Below are 16,503 nucleotides of genomic sequence, written 5' to 3'. Positions count from 1 at the left end.
GCGTCCGAGGGGCCGGGAGCGTGGGGGCGGGTGCGCTCTGCGCGCGTGGGGGCTGCGCGGCTCCCCTCAGGCGACCGCGGCCTCCGCGCCGGCCTCCTCGGGGGGCGTGGCCAGCACGGCCACTTCGTCCAGCGACAGGCCGAGCGTGCCGGCCAGCGCGGCGACCGTGAAGAACGCCGGGGTCGGCGCCCGGCCGGTCTCGATCTTCCGCAGCGTCTCGGCGGACAGCCCCGCCGCCGCCGCGACCTCGACCATGCTCCGCTCGCCGCGCGCCCTGCGCAGCAGCGCGCCGAGCCGTTCACCGCGTTCGCGTTCCCAGGGGGTCAGTGGAGTGCGCACCATGCCCGTGATACTAATACCGGTAAACAAATACCGGTAAATAAATACCGCCCCCTTGCCGCTGCCGCCGCCGTGCGTGCGGTGCGGCGTGGGAGGCGGCGAGCGGGAGGTAGCCCCATGGTCGAGATCAAGACGGATGCGGCGCTGGACGCGATGCGGGTGGCCGGCCGGGTGGTCGCCGACGCGCTGGCCGCGGCGCGGGCGGCGGCCGCCCCGGGCGTGCGGCTGCTGGACCTGGACGAGGCCGCCCATACGGTCCTGCGTGAGGCCGGCGCCACGTCCCCGTTCCTCGGCTACCAGCCGTCCTTCGCGCCGACCCCGTTCCCCGCCGTCCTCTGCGTCTCGGTCAACGACGCGATCGTGCACGGCATCCCGAACGCCACCCGGCTGCGCGACGGCGACCTGGTGAGCATCGACTGCGGCGCCCTCGTGGACGGCTGGGCCGGCGATGCCGCCCTCAGCTTCACGGTCGGCACCGCCCGTGCCGAGGACCAGCGGCTGATGGACACCACCCGGCAGGCGCTGGAGGCGGGCATCGCGGCGGCCGTGGTCGGCGCCCGGATCGGCGACATCTCCCATGCGATCGGCAGCGTCGGACGCGCGGCCGGCTACGGCATCCCCCGTGACTTCGGCGGCCACGGCATCGGCCGCCAGATGCACGAGGACCCGTCGGTCCCCAACGACGGCCGCCCGCACCGCGGCTTCGTCCTACGCCACGGCCTGGTCCTCGCCATCGAGCCGATGTTCCTGGCCGGCGGCAAGGACTTCTACGCCGAGGACGGCGACGGCTGGACCCTGCGCACCACCGACGCCTCCCGCGCCGCCCACTTCGAGCACACGGTGGCGGTGACCGAGGAGGGGCCGCGAGTGCTGACCGCGGCGTAGCGGGAGCGGCGGGTGGCGAGGGGGCAGCGGAGTGGGGGCGGCGGAGGGCGCGCCAGGGGGCGCCGGCGGGGCACATGCGGGCGGGGCGCCGGGCGGGCGGGAACGGCCGGAGACGGGCGCGGAGACCGGCGTGGGCAGGCGGGGCACGGGCGTCTCTCCGTGCGGCCGGTGCGGGCGTCCGCGCGCCGCACCGGCGTGACACCATCAAGGCGTGATCGACCTCGGCTACTCCCTCTCCCGCCGCTTTCCGGATCCGCCGCAGACGGACTACCGGACCGCGGACGTGCGCACGCTGCGCCACGACCTCTTCTGCGGCGATGTCTACCTCGCCGACACGAAGACGGACCGCGAGCTGTCCACGGCCTGGGGCTGGGTGCCGGTCCTCGACTTCGCCTGGGCGCTGTGCGATATCGTCGAGCAGCTCGACACCGACCCCCGGGGCAACCGCTCCGCCCGTCCCGTCCACGCCGAGCTGGACTTCACCGAATCCGCTGACCGGATCTTCTTCGAGCGCCGCTTCGGCTGGGTGGACGTGGACGCCGACTGGATGGCGGCCGACGAGGCCCCGCTCACCTTCAACCACGCCGCACTGCGCCGCGAGGCCCGCGACTTCCTGCACGACCTGATCGCCGACCTCACCGATATGCACGACGGCCTCGGCGACAACCCGGCCATCTGGGACCTCCAGGCCCGCTTCCCCCGCGTCTGAGCGCCCGGCCGGGCCGGCGGCTCACTCCACCCGCACCCCTATCTGGGCCGCGAACGCCGGTGCCAGATCCAGCAGTTGGGACGCGCTGATCACCGCGCCCGACAGCCGGTCGATCCCCCGGGCGACATCCAGCGCGGCCGCGCCCCGCAGATCGACGTCCGTCATTCGCGCCTCGGAGAAGTCCACCCGCGACAGCGTGCAGTCGTCGAAGGTCACCCGCTCCAGCTCCGCCCCCGCGAAGTCCGCCTCGACCAGCACACAGCCCTCGAAGGCGACGTCCCGCAGCTTCGCCCTCCGCAGATTCGGGAAATCGATCTTCCCGCCGCGCACCACGACACGCTGCAGCACCGCGCCGTGCAGCTGGGTCCCGCCGAGCCGGGCGTCCGTCACCTCCACATCGCGCAGGGACGCCTGGGAAAGGTCCGTGCCGACACCGCGGACGCCACTCAGCACGCTGTCGATGATCCGCGCCCGGCTGAGCACGGTCTCGTCGAGCGCACAGCGCCGCAGCGCGCAGTCCAGGAAGCGCGCGCCGCGTGCCGACTGCCCGGCCCAGTCGGCGTCCGCGAACTCCAGCCCGTCGTAATCCCCCTCGGCCTCCAGCTCCCCGCCGTCGTACGCCGCCAGCTCCGGCAGCCGCACCTCCGGCCGCCGCACCGCCCGCACCGTCTCCGCACCGCGCCCTGCCACCGGGCCACCGCCTTCCTGCCGTCCGCGCCGTCCTGCCGTCCGCGCCGTCCGCGCCGTCCGCCGCTGCGGCCCACGCCCGCCGTTGCGGCCCGCGCCCGGACTCCGGTCCACGCCTGCACACCCCATCGTGAACCACACCACTGACAACGCACCCTGACCTGCGGAAATACCCGGCAGCCCGCGGAGGATGCGCGGCCGCGGCGGTAGGCGCCCTGGCGCAGAGCTGCCCGACCACAGCCGCCCCCGGCCGAAGCGGTCGGCCCCCTACCGCACCACCGCCATCTCCCGGGCCGTCTGGTTCAGCCGCCGCCCGCCCGACTCCGTACACGTCACGATGTCCTCGATACGGACCCCGAACCGCCCCGGCAGATAGATCCCCGGCTCGATCGAGAAGCACATCCCGGGCACCAGCGGCAGATGCTCGCCCTCCACCAGATACGGCGGCTCGTGCGTGGTGACCCCGATGCCGTGGCCGGTGCGGTGGATGAAGTACTCGCCGTACCCGGCGGCCTTGATGATCTTCCTGGCCACCCGGTCGATGTCCTGGCACGCGACGCCCGGCCGCACCGCCTCGAACGCCGCCTGCTGCGCCTCCCGCACGATGTCGTGCACCTTGCGCTCCTCGGCGCCCGGCGTCCCGACGTGCACGGTCCGCGAGGTGTCCGAACCGTACCCGTCCTTGAGGCCACCGAAGTCGAGCACGACCATGTCGCCCTCCTCGATGACCCGTTCCCCGGCCTCGTGGTGCGGATTAGCGCCGTTGGGGCCCGATCCGACGACCGTGAAGTCCACCTGGCTGTGCCCGTGCCCGGTCAGCAGCCGCGCCAGGTCCGCCGCCACCTCCTGCTCCCGCCGGCCGCCGAAGCGCACCCCCAGGATCTCCTCGTACGTCGCGTCCGCGGCGGCACCGGCCGCGGCCAGCCGCGCCACCTCATGGGCGTCCTTGACCGCGCGCAGCATCGGCAGCGCCTCCGTCAACGCGGTGTAGGCGGTCCCCGGCAGGCACCGCTGCAGCCCCAGCAGATGCAACGCCCACGTCCCGTCGGACACCCCGTAACGCCCTTGCGGATCCACCCACTTGGCGACCTCCGCATACGGTTGTGATCCGTCGGTCCACCCCGACACCTCCATCGCCGGGGCCCCGGCCGAGCGCGCCGCGTCCGGATACTCCAATACGGGCACCAGCAGCCGCGAGCGCCGCCCCGGCTCGATCACCAGGGCGGTCAGCCGCTCGGTGTCCGCGGGCGGACGGTAGCCGCACAGCCACACCAGATCCGGCCCCGGCGTCACGATCAGCCCGGCCAGCCCGGCATCGGCGGCGGCCCGGCCCGCCCGGTCCATCCGCCGCTCGTAGTCCTCGTGCGTCATCGAAGTCACCATGCCGGTGAACTTACGCCGGTACGCCCCTTCCGGCCCGTCAAAAAACCTTTCCGGCGGGCCTCTTCCCCCCGTCCGGTTCACCCGGCCGTCCGCCCCTGTCCCCGGCGGGCGCATCGCCGGTCCGCCCGCCGGGCCGGCCCCCGTTACCGGCCCCCGTTACTCCGGCACCCGCTCGCCGATACGGCCGCGGTACGCGTGCAGGGCGCGGGCGCTGTTCCAGCCGAGCACGCCCACCACGCGGCCGCCCTCCTGGTAGAGCGCGACGAACCGGCCCGTCCGCGGATCGCCCTCGACACAGGTGACCCGGGCATCCGCGGGAGACCGGCCGTGGAACTGGATCTTGGCGTCGTACTGGTCGGTCCAGCCGAACGGGACCGGCGCGTAGGGCACCGCGTCCCCGGGCTTGGCGAGGAGGTTCCTGGCGACGGCGAGGGCCTGGGTGGTGGCGTTGGTGCGCTGTTCGAGGCGGACGCGGCCGCCGGTGACCGGGTCCGGCCAATTGGCGACGTCGCCTGCCGCGTAGACCCCGGGGGCGGCGCGGCAGTGGCTGTCGCAAAGCACCCCGTCCCCCAGGGGGACCGTGGAGCCCGCCAGCCAGTCGGTGGCCGGCACCGAGCCGATCGCGACCACGACCACATCGGCGGGGAGCCGGGCGCCGTCGTCGAGCACCACCTCGGTGACCCGGCCCATCCCGCCGGTCAGGCCGGCGACGCCGCGGCCCATGCGCAGCCGGACCCCGTGGTCCTGGTGCAGTCCTGCCACCAAGTTCCCTACCCAGGGGCCGACTTGCGCGGCCAGCGGGATGGGCGCGATATCGACGAGGGTGACGTCCAGGCCCAGCCCCCGTGCGGTGGCGGCGATCTCGCTGCCGAGGAACCCGGCGCCGATCACCACGACCCGCGGGCCGCCCAGCAACTGCGTACGCAGCGTCAGGGCGTCGTCGAGCGTGCGCAGGACGTGCACCCCGGCCAGGTCGTGACCGAAGGGCAGCCGGCGGGGCCGCAGCCCGGTCGCGATGACCAGGCCGTCGTAGCGCAGCCGGTCCCCGTCCTCCAGGGTGACGGTGCGGGCCGCCGGGTCCACGCCGGTCGCCCGGCAGCCCAGGCGCAGCTCGGCCTGCAGGCGCCCGAGGTCGGCGTCCTGGCGCAGCACGGTCGTCTCCGGTTCCCGCTCACCGGCCAGGACCTGCTTGGACAGCGGCGGCCGGTCGTAGGGCGCCCGGGGTTCCTCGCCGACCATGGTCAGCGTCCCGGCGAAACCCTCGCGGCGAAGGGCCTCGGCCGTGGTGAGCCCCGCGGCCGAGGCGCCCACCACGACGATCCGTTCCTTCTCTGGCACTACTTCAGCACCTCGATGGCCAGCGCCGGGCAACGGGCGGCGGCGTCCTCCACCGAGGAGTGCTGCTCCTCGGGCGGGAGGGCGTCCAGGAGGACGACGACGCCGTCGTCCTCCCGCTGGTCGAAGACCTGGTCAGCGGCCAGCACGCACTGGCCCGCGCCGACGCACTTGTCCTCGTCGATGATGACCTGCATCGGTATTCCTCTTCTTCCGTTTCTTCCGTGGAGGGGGTGCCGGATGGCGGCCGGGGCGCCGGCTACCAGGTCACGGGCAGTGCGTGGACGCCGTAGATGAGCATGTCGTCGCGCATCGGCACGTCCTTCGCCGGTACGGCCAGCCGCAGGGAGGGGAACCGGTCGAAGAGGGCGGACAGGGCGGCCTTCATCTCCACCCGGGCCAGCTGCTGGCCGATGCACTGGTGGGCGCCGTGCCCGAAGGCCAGGTGCGGGCTGTAGGGCCGCTGCACGTCCAACTGGTCGGGGTCGCCGGTGAACTGGCCGGCGTCACGGTTTCCCGAGGTCAGGGAGGCGAGCACCGTGGTGCCGGCCTCGATGCGGTGGCCGTCCAGCTCCAGGTCCTCGCGCACCACGCGGCGCAGACCGAACTGGATGATCGTGAGGTAGCGGAGCAGTTCCTCGACGGCGTTGTCCCAGAGCGAGGCGTCCGCGCGCAGCGCCGCCAGCTGGTCGGGGTGGTGCAGCAGGCACATGGTGCCCAGCGCGATCATGTTCGCCGTGGTCTCGTGCCCGGCGAGCAGCAACAGCGCGCCGACGCCCGCCATTTCCTCGTCGCTGAGCCGGCCGTCCTGCACCAGGCCGCTGAGGATGTCGTCGGTGGGGCGGGCACGCTTGGCCTGGACCAGTTCGTGGATGTGCTGGTTCATCGCCAGGTGCGCCTGCTGGACCTCCTCCTGGCTCGCGTCCAGCCGCAGCATGTTGCTCGAATTCCGCTGGAAGTCCGCACGGTCCGCGTACGGCACCCCCAGCAGCTCGCAGATCACCAGCGAGGGGACGGGCAGGGCGAAGTCCCGGAGGAGGTCGACCGGCTGCTCGGCGGACGCCATGGCGTCCAGGTGCTCGGCGACGATCCGCTCCACCGCGGGCGCCAGCTGCCGCATCCGGCGCACCGTGAACTGGCCGGTGAGCAGCCGGCGGATCCGGGTGTGCTCCGGGCCGTCCATCATGATGAACATCCCCGGCGGGGGCGGCGGCACCGGTGTGCCGGCGGGCGCGAAGGCATCGGCGCGCGCGGGCCGGCGGTTCGCGCCGAACCGTGGGTCGGCCAGCACCGTCCGTACGTCGGCGTGCCGGCTGACCAGCCAGCCGTCCGTCCCGTCCGGGAAGGTCACCGGCGTGATCGGGGCCTCTTCGCGCAGCGTCCGGTACCCCTCGGGCGGGCTGAACGGGCAGGTCCGCTCGGTGGGCTGGGTCCGGGCGTCGGGCCGGGGCCGGGTGGTGGGCTGGGTGTCGGTCATCGGACGGTCCTTTCCATGGGGGGCTGGGTGTGCGCCGGGTTGATGGGATCTGTGGAACCAGTGGCGTGTACGGGGCCGGTGGGGCGTACGGGGTCGGCGGGGCGCGCCGGGTCCGCCCTCAGGCCGGCGTCCGCGGGGCGGGCGGCGTCCGCGGGGAGGCCTGCGTCCGCGGGGAGGCCGGCGTCGCAGCGGTGGCCGCCGAGGGCCCGCAGGTAGACCCGCCAGCCCAGCAGGGCGCCGAGCCCGAAGACGAGCGGCCCGAAGACATCGACCGAGCCGAGGGCGACGGCCTGGCCGGACAGGAACAACGGGAGCTGGATGGTCAGCATCAGGACGTTCCCCGTGAAGAGGACGAGGCTGCCCCTGGCGAAGGCCCGGCGTCGCACCGCGCAACGCCGCCACGCGGTCCGCTCGCCCGTGAGCAGCCCCACCATCACCCCCAGCGGCGGCCACCCGAGCAGGACCAGCACCGGTGCCGCCACGGCCATCGCGCAGTGCAGCACCAGGTGCGGGAGGAAGAAGCTGGTGGCCTGCCCGGTCCGGGCGGCCAACGCGCCCTGGACACAGACGAAGCCGAGGATCCCCAGCGCGCGCCCCACGGGCTCCTTGCGCACCAGCCGGTGGACGAAGGCCCCGGCCCCGGCCATGAAGGCGAGCGTCAGCGCGATGCCGAGCCGGTGGGTGAGGGCGAAGGTCAGGGTGAATCCGAAGACGGGCGCGATATCGATCACGGCGCCGCGCAACCGGCTCCGCACGGCGGCCCGGACGGCATCCACACCGCCGGCTTCGTCATGTGCGGCAGGGTCCACGGGCTCTCCAGGCTTCTCGGCGGACGGGCTCTTTCCGGTGTCGTGGCTCAAGAGAAACCGCCCTCGCTGACCCGTCGCGGTCAGCAACCTGACCGTTGCCTGACAGCCTCAGCGGGCCGGGGTAACGTCTGCCGCGCCCGCGGGCCGGGGCAAGGGGCCGGAAGCGACGGCCCGTAACCGACAGTCAGGCAGCCGCCGGTCAGGCAACCGCCTGCCAGGGAACCGCCTGCCGCGGCGACTCGTTGTCGTGACCGCAGACTCCGTGACCGATTGGTGCCCGCCATGCCTTCCGCCTCGCCGACGAGCGACGCACCGCTGCCCCGGGGAATGGGGCAACGGCTGCTCGTCGTGGATGACGACCCGCGGATGGCGGAGCTGCTGGAGACCACCTTGGGCCTCGCGGGCTACACCGTGGCGACCGCGGGCTGCGGTGCCCAGGCCCTGAGCGCGTACGAGGCGCAGCCCCCGGATCTGCTGGTGCTGGACGTCATGCTGCCCGACATGGACGGTTTCCGCCTGTGCCGGCGGCTGGTGGAGAACGGGGCGCGGCTGCCGGTGCTGTTCCTGACCGCGCGCGATTCCGTCGAGGACCGGGTCACGGGCTTCGCCATGGGCGCGGACGACTACCTCACCAAACCCTTCAGCCTCCCCGAACTGCTGGCCAGGGTGCACGCCTTGCTGCGGCGCGCGGGCCGGTCCGCGGAGGAGAGTGCGATGCTGCGTTTCGCCGACCTGAGTGTGAACGAGCGCAGCCGGCGGGTGCGCCGCGGGGACCGGCTGATCGCGCTGTCCCCGACGGAGTACAAACTGCTGCGTTATCTGCTGATCAATGCCGACCAGGTGATGTCGAAAGAGCAGATCATGGACCACGTCTGGCAGCACCGCTTCGGAGCGGGCGTCGTCGAGAAGCTGGTGTCCCGGCTGAGGGCGAAGGTGGACGACCGGTCCCCCGCCCTGATCCACACGGTGCGCGGTTTCGGCTACAGCCTGCGGCTGCCCGGAGGCGGCTGAGGTGGCCGCCGCCTGGCGCGGCTCCTTGCGGGCGCGGCTGATGATCGGGGTCGTCCTGCTGGCGGCCGGGGGCATGGTGGCCGTCAACGCGGTGTCGCTGATCGGGCTGCGCCTCAACCTCATCGATGTCGCCGACGCCACGCTCGCCAAGGCCCGCACCACCGTGCAGCACCGGGTGAACGACCAGGCGGCCCCGGTCAACTCGGCAGGACTCAACTCCCTCATTCCCGACGGCGTGTACGTCGCGCTGGTCGACGACCACGGCAAGGTCGTCGCCCAGACACCGGCACGTGACCTCAACGGGCAGCTCCGCGCTCGCCCCGACCTGCCGTCGCCGGTCCCGGACGGCTTCGCCGACCGGCCCCGCACCCTGTCGGCGAAGAGTGCGCCCGTACCCCGCTACCGCGTCCTGAGCTTCCCCGTCGGCCCGTCCGCCACGGTCCGGCCCGCGCCCGGCGCGCCGCCCCAGCGGTTCAGCACGGTCGTGGTCGCCAAGAGCCTCCAGCCGGGGGAGGACGTCGTCTACTGGCTGATCGGCGCCGATGCCGCCGCCACGCTGGCCGTGCTCGGCGGCATCGTGCTCCTCAGCCGCGGCGTACTCCGCGTGGGCCTGCGGCCGTTGCGCGACATGGCCGCCACCGCGAAGGCCGTCGCCGACGGCGACATCGACCAGCGCATCGAGGTCGCCCGGCGCCACTCCGAGGTGGGAGAGGTCGCCACCGCCCTCAACCGGGCGTTCGACGAACGGCAGCGGTCCGAGGAACAGCTACGGCAGTTCGTGGCCAACGCCTCGCACGAACTGCGCACCCCGCTGACCACGATCCGCGGCTGGGCGCAACTGCATCTGCACGGTCTGGCCCAGGATCCCGAACTCATCGAGCGGGCGATGCAGCGCATCGAGGGCGAGGCGGCCCGGATGCACGCCACGGTCGAAGAACTGCTGCTGCTCGCCCGGCTCGACCAGGGCCGCCCGCTCGCCGGCGCACCGGTGAACCTCGGCACGCTCGTCAAGGAAGCCGTCGGCGATGCCCGGGTCCGCGACCCCGGCAAGCCGGTCACCGTCGAGCCGGCGGGCGAGGTCTTCGCCTGCGGCGACGAGGACCGGCTCCGGCAGGTGCTGCAGAACCTCCTGAGCAACGCCCTGCGCTACACCCCGCCGGGCACCCCGATATCGGTGGGCGCCCGTGCACTGCCCGGCGACACGGTGGAGCTGACGGTCCGCGACCAGGGCCCCGGCATGCCCCCCGAGACCGCCGAGCGCATCTTCGAACGCTTCTACCGCGGCGAGGAGTCCCGCGACCCGGCCGCCGGCGGCACGGGCCTGGGCCTGAGCATCGTCAAGTCGATCGCCGAAGCACACGGCGGCACGGTGACGGTCCACACCGCACCGGGCGAGGGCAGCACCTTCACCGTCATGCTGCCTGCCCCACGGTGAGCGGCCCCAAGGCCGCGCCCGTCGAGCGGGCCTGTGCCGACCAGCGGGCCTCCGCCGAGGAGACCGCCGAGGTCCTCGCGGTCCCGGACTTCCGGCTGCTGTGGGCCGCGAACGGATTCCGGTACGCGGCCTCCGAGGGTCTGATCCCCGCTCCTCGCACCGGTCAGGCCCGCCCCGCCCCCGGCCCCTGACCGCCCTCCTCCCCCTCCCCCGCGGGACGCTGCGCCAGCGCCGTCCAGGAGCGCAGGAGCAGGTCGAAGGCGTCGACGACGACGTCGTCCGGAATGCCGGCGGGGGCCAGCAGGCGCTGGATGAGCAGGCCGTCCTCCAGGGCGTGGACGATCAGGGCGAGGAACGCGGGGTCGGCCGGCGACTCGACACCGCGGGCGGCGAACGCCTGCTCCAGGCCGGCGGCATGGGCGTCGCGGGCGAGGAGTTCACGTTCGGCGAGCAGCGGCCGCAGTTCCTCGTTCCGCAGCGCGTGCAGGACGAGTTCCATGCGCAGGGCGAGCCATGCGGGCAGGTGCCGGGCGCGGTCGCGGTTCCAGGCCCGGAGCCTGTCGAGGGCGTCGGCGAAGGAGGTGGCGCCCTGGGTGAGGGCGCCGACTTCGTCCAGTTCGCGGCGGGTGCGGTGCTGCAGCAGCTCGGCGACCAGGGCGTTCTTGTCCTCGAAGTTCCCGTAGAAGGCGCCGCGGGTGTAGCCGGCGCGCTCGGCGATCTGCTCGACGGAGGTGCCGTTGACGCCGCGTTCGGTGAACAGCTCGGCGGCGGCGTCCAGCAGCCGGCCGCGGGTCCGCTGCCGGCTCTCTTCGCGGGTCAGGCGCTTGCGTTCGGGTGTCACGACGGCATCCTACGGCGCACCGCGGCCAGATATTCAGTTCTGTATCCAAATACAGGTCTGTATGTTCGCTCCGTATCTTCACTGTCTGAACGGAGGGAGGGCGGGCCCGATGGGGACGACGGCCACGGAGCTGTGGACGCTGGAGGCGTCGGAGTTGGCGGAGCGGGTGGCTCGGGGAGAGGTGTCGGCGGCGGAGGCCGTAGAGGCGCACCTGGAGCGGATCGCCGCGGTGAACCCGCAGGTGAACGCGGTGACCCGGCTGCTGGAGGACAGTGCCCGGCAGGCGGCGCGGGAGACCGACCGGCGCCGGGCCGCCGGGGAGCGGCTGGGCCCGCTGGCCGGGGTGCCGTTCACGGTGAAGGAGAACATCCACGTCGCCGGATCGGCGACCACGCACGGCGTGCCGTACTTCCGCGACCGGGTGGCGCCGTCGGACGCTCCCCCGGTGCGACGGCTGCGCGCGGCCGGGGCGATTCCGGTCGGCCGCACCAACATGCCCGACCTCGCGATCGCCGGAGTGCACACGGTCAGCCAGCTGTTCGGGGACACCGTCAACCCGTGGGACCCGCGGCGCACTCCCGGCGGCACCAGCGGCGGCGATGCGGTCGCGGTGGCGACCGGCATGGCACCGCTGGGCCTGGGCAACGACTCCGGCGGGTCGGTGCGCAACCCGGCGGCGTTCAACGGCGTCGCGGGGCTGAAACCGAGCTACGGGCGGTTCCCGGCCGACCACCGGATGAACGATCAGGAACCGGTCCTGGGCCACCAGCTCTTTCCCGTGGACGGGCCGCTGGCCCGGTCGGTGGCGGACCTGCGGGCGGCGTACGAGGTGCTGGCGGGCACGGACCCGCAGGACCCGCGGGCGGTCCCGGCGCCGCTGTACGGGCCGCGGCCGGAAGCGCCGGTGCGGGTCGGCGTGGTGACCGACCCCGGCGGCCGCGGCGACGTCCACCCGGACGTGCGCGCGGCGATCGAAGCGGCGGCCGCCGCCCTGGAGGACGCCGGGCACCCGGTCGAGGAGGTAGAGGTGCCACGACTGCAGGACGCCCTCGACGGCTACGGCGCGCTCCTGCGAGCCGAGTTCAGCCTGGCCTGGCCCGTGCTCCGGCGACTGCTCACCGAGGACAGCGCCCGCCACATCGAGCTGGACATCCGGCGCCACCCTGCCGTCGGCCTGGCGGAGTACCTGCGGCAGACCGGTGTGCGCCTCGGCGTCCAGCGCGCGTGGGCCCGCTTCTTCGAGCACTGCCCGCTGCTGCTCGGGCCGGTGTCCACGCAGCCGGCACCGGAGCCGGTGATTCCGCGAACCCCGGAGGAGCGCGACGCGATGATGTCGCCGATGCGCCTGCTGACCGCGACGACGTACGTGGGGGTGCCGGCCGTGGCCGTGCCCACCGGTCTCGCGGCCGGCCTGCCGCAGGGCGTCCAGGTCGTGGCGGGGATGTACCGCGAGGACCGGTGCCTGGACGCGGCCCAGCGGATCGAGGAACGCCTGGGCGTACTCACTCCGGTGGACCCGCGCGCCCACCGGGCCGGCAGAGAGGAGAAATGAGAACCGCACGGAAGCGCAGCTTCCACTCAGATGGTCAACTACCGCCCCTGCGCTGCAATTTGGCCATAAGTGGCTCAGAAGTGCCGCATTGGCATCTTTGAGCCACCTGGGGCGACCAATTTCGGATGGCGATCGACGGCCGGCAGCCTAGAATCAGCCACATCGGCCGGTCGCCCGCCTGGCCGATGCCGTGCACGGGTTCCGGGGGAGAACCACCGGGTGCCGCCGTTTCCGGAATGGCGGCACTCAATGACGTGTGCGGAGGACCACGGCGGGCGGGGTGCGCCGTCATCTCGGCACCTGGGTACGGAAGGACCGGGCCGGCGATCGGCCCGGCACGGGCCGACGCGACCGTCCGCGAACAGCCCCGTACCCCTTGCTTCATGGAACCACCGGCCCCCACCGGCCTTGATCGGGAGGGACGCCCGTGGCGCACCGTCGCGATCGCCGACCTGCTGCTTTTCATGATCCGCTGGAGATTTCTGTGACATCTCGCCCCGTCATCGCCGTCATAGGCGGTGGTGCCGCCGGAACCGCCTTCCTTGCCGCCTGCGCCCGTGAACTCTCCGCCGACAGCCGGGAGTTCGCCGCGGACATCCATGTCTTCGACCCGACGGACCGGTTCGGTCCCGGCGTCGCCTACGCACGGGACACCCACGCCGCCCTGTTAAACCGTCCGCTGTCGGCGATGTCCGTGGACTACAACGACCCGGGCCAGTTCCGCCGCTGGCTCAATCGCTCCGCGGAGCAGCTGCGTTCCACCGCCATCCCGCTGGACTGGAAGACCGCCTCGGCCTTCGCTCCCCGCGCCGCCTTCGGCCACTACCTGGAGGGGGTCTTCGCCGGGGCGTGCGACGATCTCGAACACCTCGGCGCCCGGGTCACGACCGTACGCAGCTCGGTCACGGAGATCGCCGAGGTCACCGGGGCCGCCGGGGCCGCCGGGGCCGCCGGGGCCGCCGGGGCCGCCGGGGCCACGGGGACCGGCGGGGCCGCCGAAGGCCCGGACGCCTACACCATCACCACCGCGGACGGCATGACCTTCACCGCCGACAGCGTGATCCTGGCGGTCGGCACGCTGCCTCCCGTCGACGTTTTCGGCCTGGCCGGCGCACCAGGTTTCATCGCCCAGCCCTATCCGCTCGCACCGTCGCTGGCCTGCGTGGATCCCGCGGACCGGGTGCTGGTGCTGGGCACCGGGCTGACGGCCGTCGACAGCGCGCTCGTGCTCACCGAGCAGGGCGTCGGGGTCACCCTGGCCTCCCGCTCCGGCTTCGTACCGGATGTGAGGTCCAGTCCGGTATCGCGCTGGGACGATCCGGAGCACTCCTTCGGCGGCCTGGAACTCGCCGCCCGGGGTGCCGTGACGCTCCGGGACATCTACGCCCTCATCGATTCCTCGCTCCGGGAGCACGGCACCAGCCTGCGGGACGCGGTGCGCCCGTACGCGGAACGGTGGCCCGCGGCGGAGCTGCTGCGGTCGCGGCTGGCCGACCCCGGGCCCGCGGGCCTGCTCCAGCGCTGCGTCACCGCACTCACCCCGGCGTACTCCGCGCTCTGGCGGGCACTGCCCGCCGGGGAGCAGCGGGCCTTCCTGCGACGACACCACCGGGCCTTCGCCTGCCTGCGGAACCCCATGCCGCCGGTGAACGCGCGCAAGCTGGTCGCGCTCGCCGAGGCAGGGGACGTCAGCTTCCGGCGCGGTGTCACCGCGGTGCGCAGGGAACCGGGCGGCGGCTTCACGGCCGCGTTCGCCGACGGCTCCACCGAGCGGTACGACCGGGTCGTCAACGCCGTCGGCCGGACCAACGACCTCACCGCCGCCCCCGAAGGCTCGCTTCTGCGGGACCTCGCGCGCCGGTCCCTGGTGGCCGCGCACCCGGCAGGGGGCATCCAGGTGGAACCGGAGAGCAACCGTGCGCTCCGTCCGGACGGCACCCCCCGGCCGGGCTTCCACGTGGTCGGCGACCTGGCCTCGGGCGTCCACTTCCATTCCAGCTCCATGGAGTACGTCGCCCGGCAGGCGGCGCGGGTCGCCCGGTACAGCGTCGACGAGCACGACCGGTACGCCCTGCAGGCGGTCTGATGACCGACATCCGCCTCTCCCGGGGACTCACCCTGTGCCTGATGTCACTGGTGTGTGTGCCCCAACTCGCCCTCGCCGCCTTCGTTCCGGCCATCCCGCAGATCGGGGCCCACTTCGGCGCGGGCGAGTCGGACCTCAGCCGCTCGATGGTCGGCTACATGGCGGCATACGCCATCTCCATGCTGGTCACCGGCCAGTTGGCCGACCGGTACGGAGCGAAGCGGACCCAGCTGGCGGGCCTCGCCCTGTTCGCGGGCGCCTCCGCGCTCTGCCTGCTGGCCCCGAACGTCGCCGTCTTCATCGCCGGCCGGGTGCTCCAGGCCCTGGGCGCCGGCGCGGGCACGGTCATCGCCCGGCTCTGGGTGCAGAAGGACCTCCCGCAACGGGAACGGCTCAATGTGCTCACCGCGCTCACGACAGTGATCGCGGTGACCCCCGCCGTCTCGCCGCCGCTCGCGGGCCTTCTGGTGCAGTACGCCTCGTGGCGCATGCTCTTCGTCTGTATGACGGCGGTCGGCGTCGGCACCCTCGTGGGCGCCGTGTTCCTGCTGCCCTCCGACACGCCGCGCAACGGCTCGCAGACGGCCGCCGGACGGCAGACGACGGGACCGGGAACGGGGCCGTCATCGGGCCCGGGAACGGGGCCGGGAACGGGACCGAGGCCGGGATCGGGACCGGGAACGGAGGCGGGGCAAGCAGCGGCCCCCGCGCCCGCATCCTCACCGGAACCCCCGCCCCGCACCTCCCCCGAAGGCCCCCTCACCGCCTACCGGCGCATCCTCGGCAACCGGGACTTCACCGTCTTCGCCACCGCCATCAGCCTCGCCTGGTGCGCGTACTTCACCTTCACCACCTACTCCAGTCACGCCATCCAGGTCGGCCTCGGCGCCTCCCCCGTCGAGTACGGGGCCCTGTACACGCTGGTGATCGCCGGTTACGTGACGGGAAGCAGCGTGGCCAAGCGCCTGGGCCGGGTGCGCTCCCTGGAGCTGGTCGCCCGGCTCGCCTCCTCGGTCGCGGCGGCCGCGGCGCTCGTGATGTCCGTCAGCGTGCGGATCTGGCCGGACGAGCCGTTGAGCCTGGTCGTCCCCATGGCGTTCTGCATGGTGGGAGTCGGGGCGATGTTCCCGACCTGCCAGGCCGGCATGATGCGCTACGACGGACGGCATGCAGGCGCCGCCTCCGGCTTGTTCTTCGCGCTGCAGATGGCCTCCGGCGCCGCCTACACGGGAGTGACCGGACTGGGCGGTGACCCGGAGTTCCCAGGCCTCGCGGTGGCCATCGCCCTGCCCGCACTCGCCCTGCTGCTGGTCTGCGCCGTCCTGATGCACTCCGCCGCGGAGCGGTCCCCGCAAGGGCCGGCGGACGCGCCGTGCCCGACGCCCGAACGACACCCGGGCACGGAACCCGAACTGCCCCCCGTACAGCCGGAGCCCCCCACGACGGCGGCACCCCACCACGAGAAACAAGGTTCCTGACCGGCACCAGGCATCAGCGAAGGCCGGAACCAGACACCTCCGCGCAGCGCGGAGAGCACCCGGCCACGGCACAACGTGTCGTGGCCGGGTGCTCCCTCGACCGCTCCCCCACTCCCGTCACCACGCACACGCCCACGCCCATGGAGACGCCCACGCGCGCCCGTCAATGGCTACGTCCGCCATGACAGAAATTGGCGACGCGGGATATGAATGTCTACTACTGTCAGTGTAGTTTTCCCTCGGCTGCAGCAACAGAACAAGACTCCCCCAAGGCCGAGCGTCGCGTGCCGGTTTGGCTCCGCCGCCCTGGGCCGGTCTGTGGGCAGCGTTTCCCGCGAACCATGCCCAACCGCTGTGCGGTGCGGTTCGGCCAGGCATGGACGGTGCCCGGCCCGTGCCTGCGGAGCCTGGGCGGTGACCGAGGAGCCGACGTATTTCCGGTCGAATACGGGCGAGCGGCGATTGTGAATATCTCA

At 73.2% G+C, this 16,503-nt stretch carries 16 protein-coding genes; 8 read left to right on the top strand and 8 right to left on the bottom strand.

Features of this window, described 5'->3' with window-relative positions; translation table 11 throughout:
* Window positions 1–66: 66 nt before the first annotated feature.
* Window positions 67–342, bottom strand: a complete 276-nt coding sequence (locus ABZ851_RS24960; protein WP_361131453.1) for a helix-turn-helix transcriptional regulator — start codon at window positions 340–342, stop codon at window positions 67–69.
* Window positions 343–456: 114 nt separating this feature from the next.
* On the opposite strand from ABZ851_RS24960, the gene map reads away from it, so the two are divergent.
* Together map and ABZ851_RS24950 are read left to right on the top strand one after the other, a co-directional pair.
* Window positions 457–1,224 (top strand): type I methionyl aminopeptidase, encoded by a 768-nt coding sequence (gene map / locus ABZ851_RS24955; protein WP_361131450.1) that lies wholly within the window; start codon window positions 457–459, stop codon window positions 1,222–1,224.
* A 211-nt stretch (window positions 1,225–1,435) separates the two neighbouring features.
* Window positions 1,436–1,933 carry a hypothetical protein gene (locus ABZ851_RS24950; RefSeq protein WP_336053474.1) on the top strand — a complete coding sequence of 166 codons (498 nt, stop codon included), beginning with the start codon at window positions 1,436–1,438 and terminating at the stop codon, window positions 1,931–1,933.
* 21 nt (window positions 1,934–1,954) lie between these two features.
* Here the strand turns inward: ABZ851_RS24950 and ABZ851_RS24945 are convergent, their stop codons facing one another.
* The 6 genes from ABZ851_RS24945 to ABZ851_RS24920 form a co-directional block, all read right to left on the bottom strand.
* Window positions 1,955–2,599: a pentapeptide repeat-containing protein gene (locus ABZ851_RS24945; protein ID WP_361131625.1), complete on the bottom strand. Its 645-nt coding sequence runs from the start codon at window positions 2,597–2,599 to the stop codon at window positions 1,955–1,957.
* A gap of 288 nt (window positions 2,600–2,887) precedes the next feature.
* Window positions 2,888–3,991, bottom strand: a complete 1,104-nt coding sequence (locus ABZ851_RS24940) for an aminopeptidase P family protein (RefSeq protein ID WP_361131622.1) — start codon at window positions 3,989–3,991, stop codon at window positions 2,888–2,890.
* Between the two features lie 168 nt (window positions 3,992–4,159).
* The gene (locus ABZ851_RS24935) at window positions 4,160–5,341 is read right to left on the bottom strand and encodes an FAD-dependent oxidoreductase (RefSeq protein ID WP_361131447.1); all 1,182 of its coding nucleotides are present in this window, start codon (window positions 5,339–5,341) and stop codon (window positions 4,160–4,162) included.
* Window positions 5,341–5,535, bottom strand: a complete 195-nt coding sequence (locus tag ABZ851_RS24930; RefSeq protein WP_361131444.1) for a ferredoxin — start codon at window positions 5,533–5,535, stop codon at window positions 5,341–5,343. Before ABZ851_RS24930 ends, ABZ851_RS24935 begins: the two co-directional genes overlap by 1 nt.
* A 62-nt stretch (window positions 5,536–5,597) precedes the next feature.
* Entirely contained in the window at window positions 5,598–6,815 is a 1,218-nt protein-coding gene (locus ABZ851_RS24925; protein WP_361131441.1) for a cytochrome P450, read from the bottom strand.
* A complete protein-coding gene (locus ABZ851_RS24920) occupies window positions 6,812–7,624 on the bottom strand; it encodes a DUF3159 domain-containing protein (RefSeq protein WP_361131438.1) in 813 nt (270 codons plus the stop codon). The genes ABZ851_RS24925 and ABZ851_RS24920 overlap by 4 nt, the downstream gene beginning before the upstream one ends.
* Before the next feature lie 282 nt (window positions 7,625–7,906).
* Between ABZ851_RS24920 and ABZ851_RS24915 the strand changes: the two genes are divergently transcribed.
* Genes ABZ851_RS24915 through ABZ851_RS24905 form a run of 3 tightly spaced genes read left to right on the top strand, consistent with a single transcriptional unit; the run spans window position 7,907 to window position 10,261 of the window.
* The gene (locus ABZ851_RS24915; protein WP_336053480.1) at window positions 7,907–8,635 is read left to right on the top strand and encodes a response regulator transcription factor; all 729 of its coding nucleotides are present in this window, start codon (window positions 7,907–7,909) and stop codon (window positions 8,633–8,635) included.
* A 1-nt stretch (window position 8,636) separates the two neighbouring features.
* Window positions 8,637–10,070 (top strand): HAMP domain-containing sensor histidine kinase, encoded by a 1,434-nt coding sequence (locus tag ABZ851_RS24910; RefSeq protein WP_361131435.1) that lies wholly within the window; start codon window positions 8,637–8,639, stop codon window positions 10,068–10,070.
* Entirely contained in the window at window positions 10,067–10,261 is a 195-nt protein-coding gene (locus ABZ851_RS24905; protein ID WP_361131432.1) for a hypothetical protein, read from the top strand. Before ABZ851_RS24910 ends, ABZ851_RS24905 begins: the two co-directional genes overlap by 4 nt.
* Here the strand turns inward: ABZ851_RS24905 and ABZ851_RS24900 are convergent.
* A complete protein-coding gene (locus ABZ851_RS24900; protein WP_361131429.1) occupies window positions 10,234–10,911 on the bottom strand; it encodes a TetR family transcriptional regulator in 678 nt (225 codons plus the stop codon). The genes ABZ851_RS24905 and ABZ851_RS24900 overlap by 28 nt on opposite strands.
* A gap of 109 nt (window positions 10,912–11,020) precedes the next feature.
* Here ABZ851_RS24900 and ABZ851_RS24895 point away from each other — a divergent pair, with 109 nt between their 5' ends.
* The 3 genes from ABZ851_RS24895 (at window position 11,021) to ABZ851_RS24885 (ending at window position 16,027) form a co-directional block, all read left to right on the top strand.
* Window positions 11,021–12,463 (top strand): amidase, encoded by a 1,443-nt coding sequence (locus tag ABZ851_RS24895; RefSeq protein ID WP_361131426.1) that lies wholly within the window; start codon window positions 11,021–11,023, stop codon window positions 12,461–12,463.
* A gap of 484 nt (window positions 12,464–12,947) precedes the next feature.
* Entirely contained in the window at window positions 12,948–14,549 is a 1,602-nt protein-coding gene (locus ABZ851_RS24890; protein WP_361131423.1) for an FAD/NAD(P)-binding protein, read from the top strand.
* The gene (locus tag ABZ851_RS24885) at window positions 14,549–16,027 is read left to right on the top strand and encodes an MFS transporter (protein WP_361131420.1); all 1,479 of its coding nucleotides are present in this window, start codon (window positions 14,549–14,551) and stop codon (window positions 16,025–16,027) included. The genes ABZ851_RS24890 and ABZ851_RS24885 overlap by 1 nt, the downstream gene beginning before the upstream one ends.
* The last annotated feature ends 476 nt before the right edge of the window (window positions 16,028–16,503 follow it).

This window comes from Streptomyces sp. NPDC047049 (assembly GCF_040643995.1).
GTDB classification, from domain to species: domain Bacteria; phylum Actinomycetota; class Actinomycetes; order Streptomycetales; family Streptomycetaceae; genus Streptomyces; species Streptomyces mooreae.
The sequence above is the reverse complement of the archived record's forward strand: the minus strand, read 5'-3'. Positions and strand labels throughout refer to the sequence as shown.

Coding starts and splice junctions, on each gene's coding strand:
- ABZ851_RS24915 (WP_336053480.1), top strand. CDS start 7,907: ATGCCTTCCGCCTCGCCGACGAGCGACGCACCGCTGCCCCGGGGAATG.
- ABZ851_RS24940 (WP_361131622.1), bottom strand. CDS start 3,991: ATGACGCACGAGGACTACGAGCGGCGGATGGACCGGGCGGGCCGGGCC.
- ABZ851_RS24930 (WP_361131444.1), bottom strand. CDS start 5,535: ATGCAGGTCATCATCGACGAGGACAAGTGCGTCGGCGCGGGCCAGTGC.
- ABZ851_RS24885 (WP_361131420.1), top strand. CDS start 14,549: ATGACCGACATCCGCCTCTCCCGGGGACTCACCCTGTGCCTGATGTCA.
- ABZ851_RS24925 (WP_361131441.1), bottom strand. CDS start 6,815: ATGACCGACACCCAGCCCACCACCCGGCCCCGGCCCGACGCCCGGACC.
- ABZ851_RS24895 (WP_361131426.1), top strand. CDS start 11,021: ATGGGGACGACGGCCACGGAGCTGTGGACGCTGGAGGCGTCGGAGTTG.
- ABZ851_RS24960 (WP_361131453.1), bottom strand. CDS start 342: ATGGTGCGCACTCCACTGACCCCCTGGGAACGCGAACGCGGTGAACGG.
- map (WP_361131450.1), top strand. CDS start 457: ATGGTCGAGATCAAGACGGATGCGGCGCTGGACGCGATGCGGGTGGCC.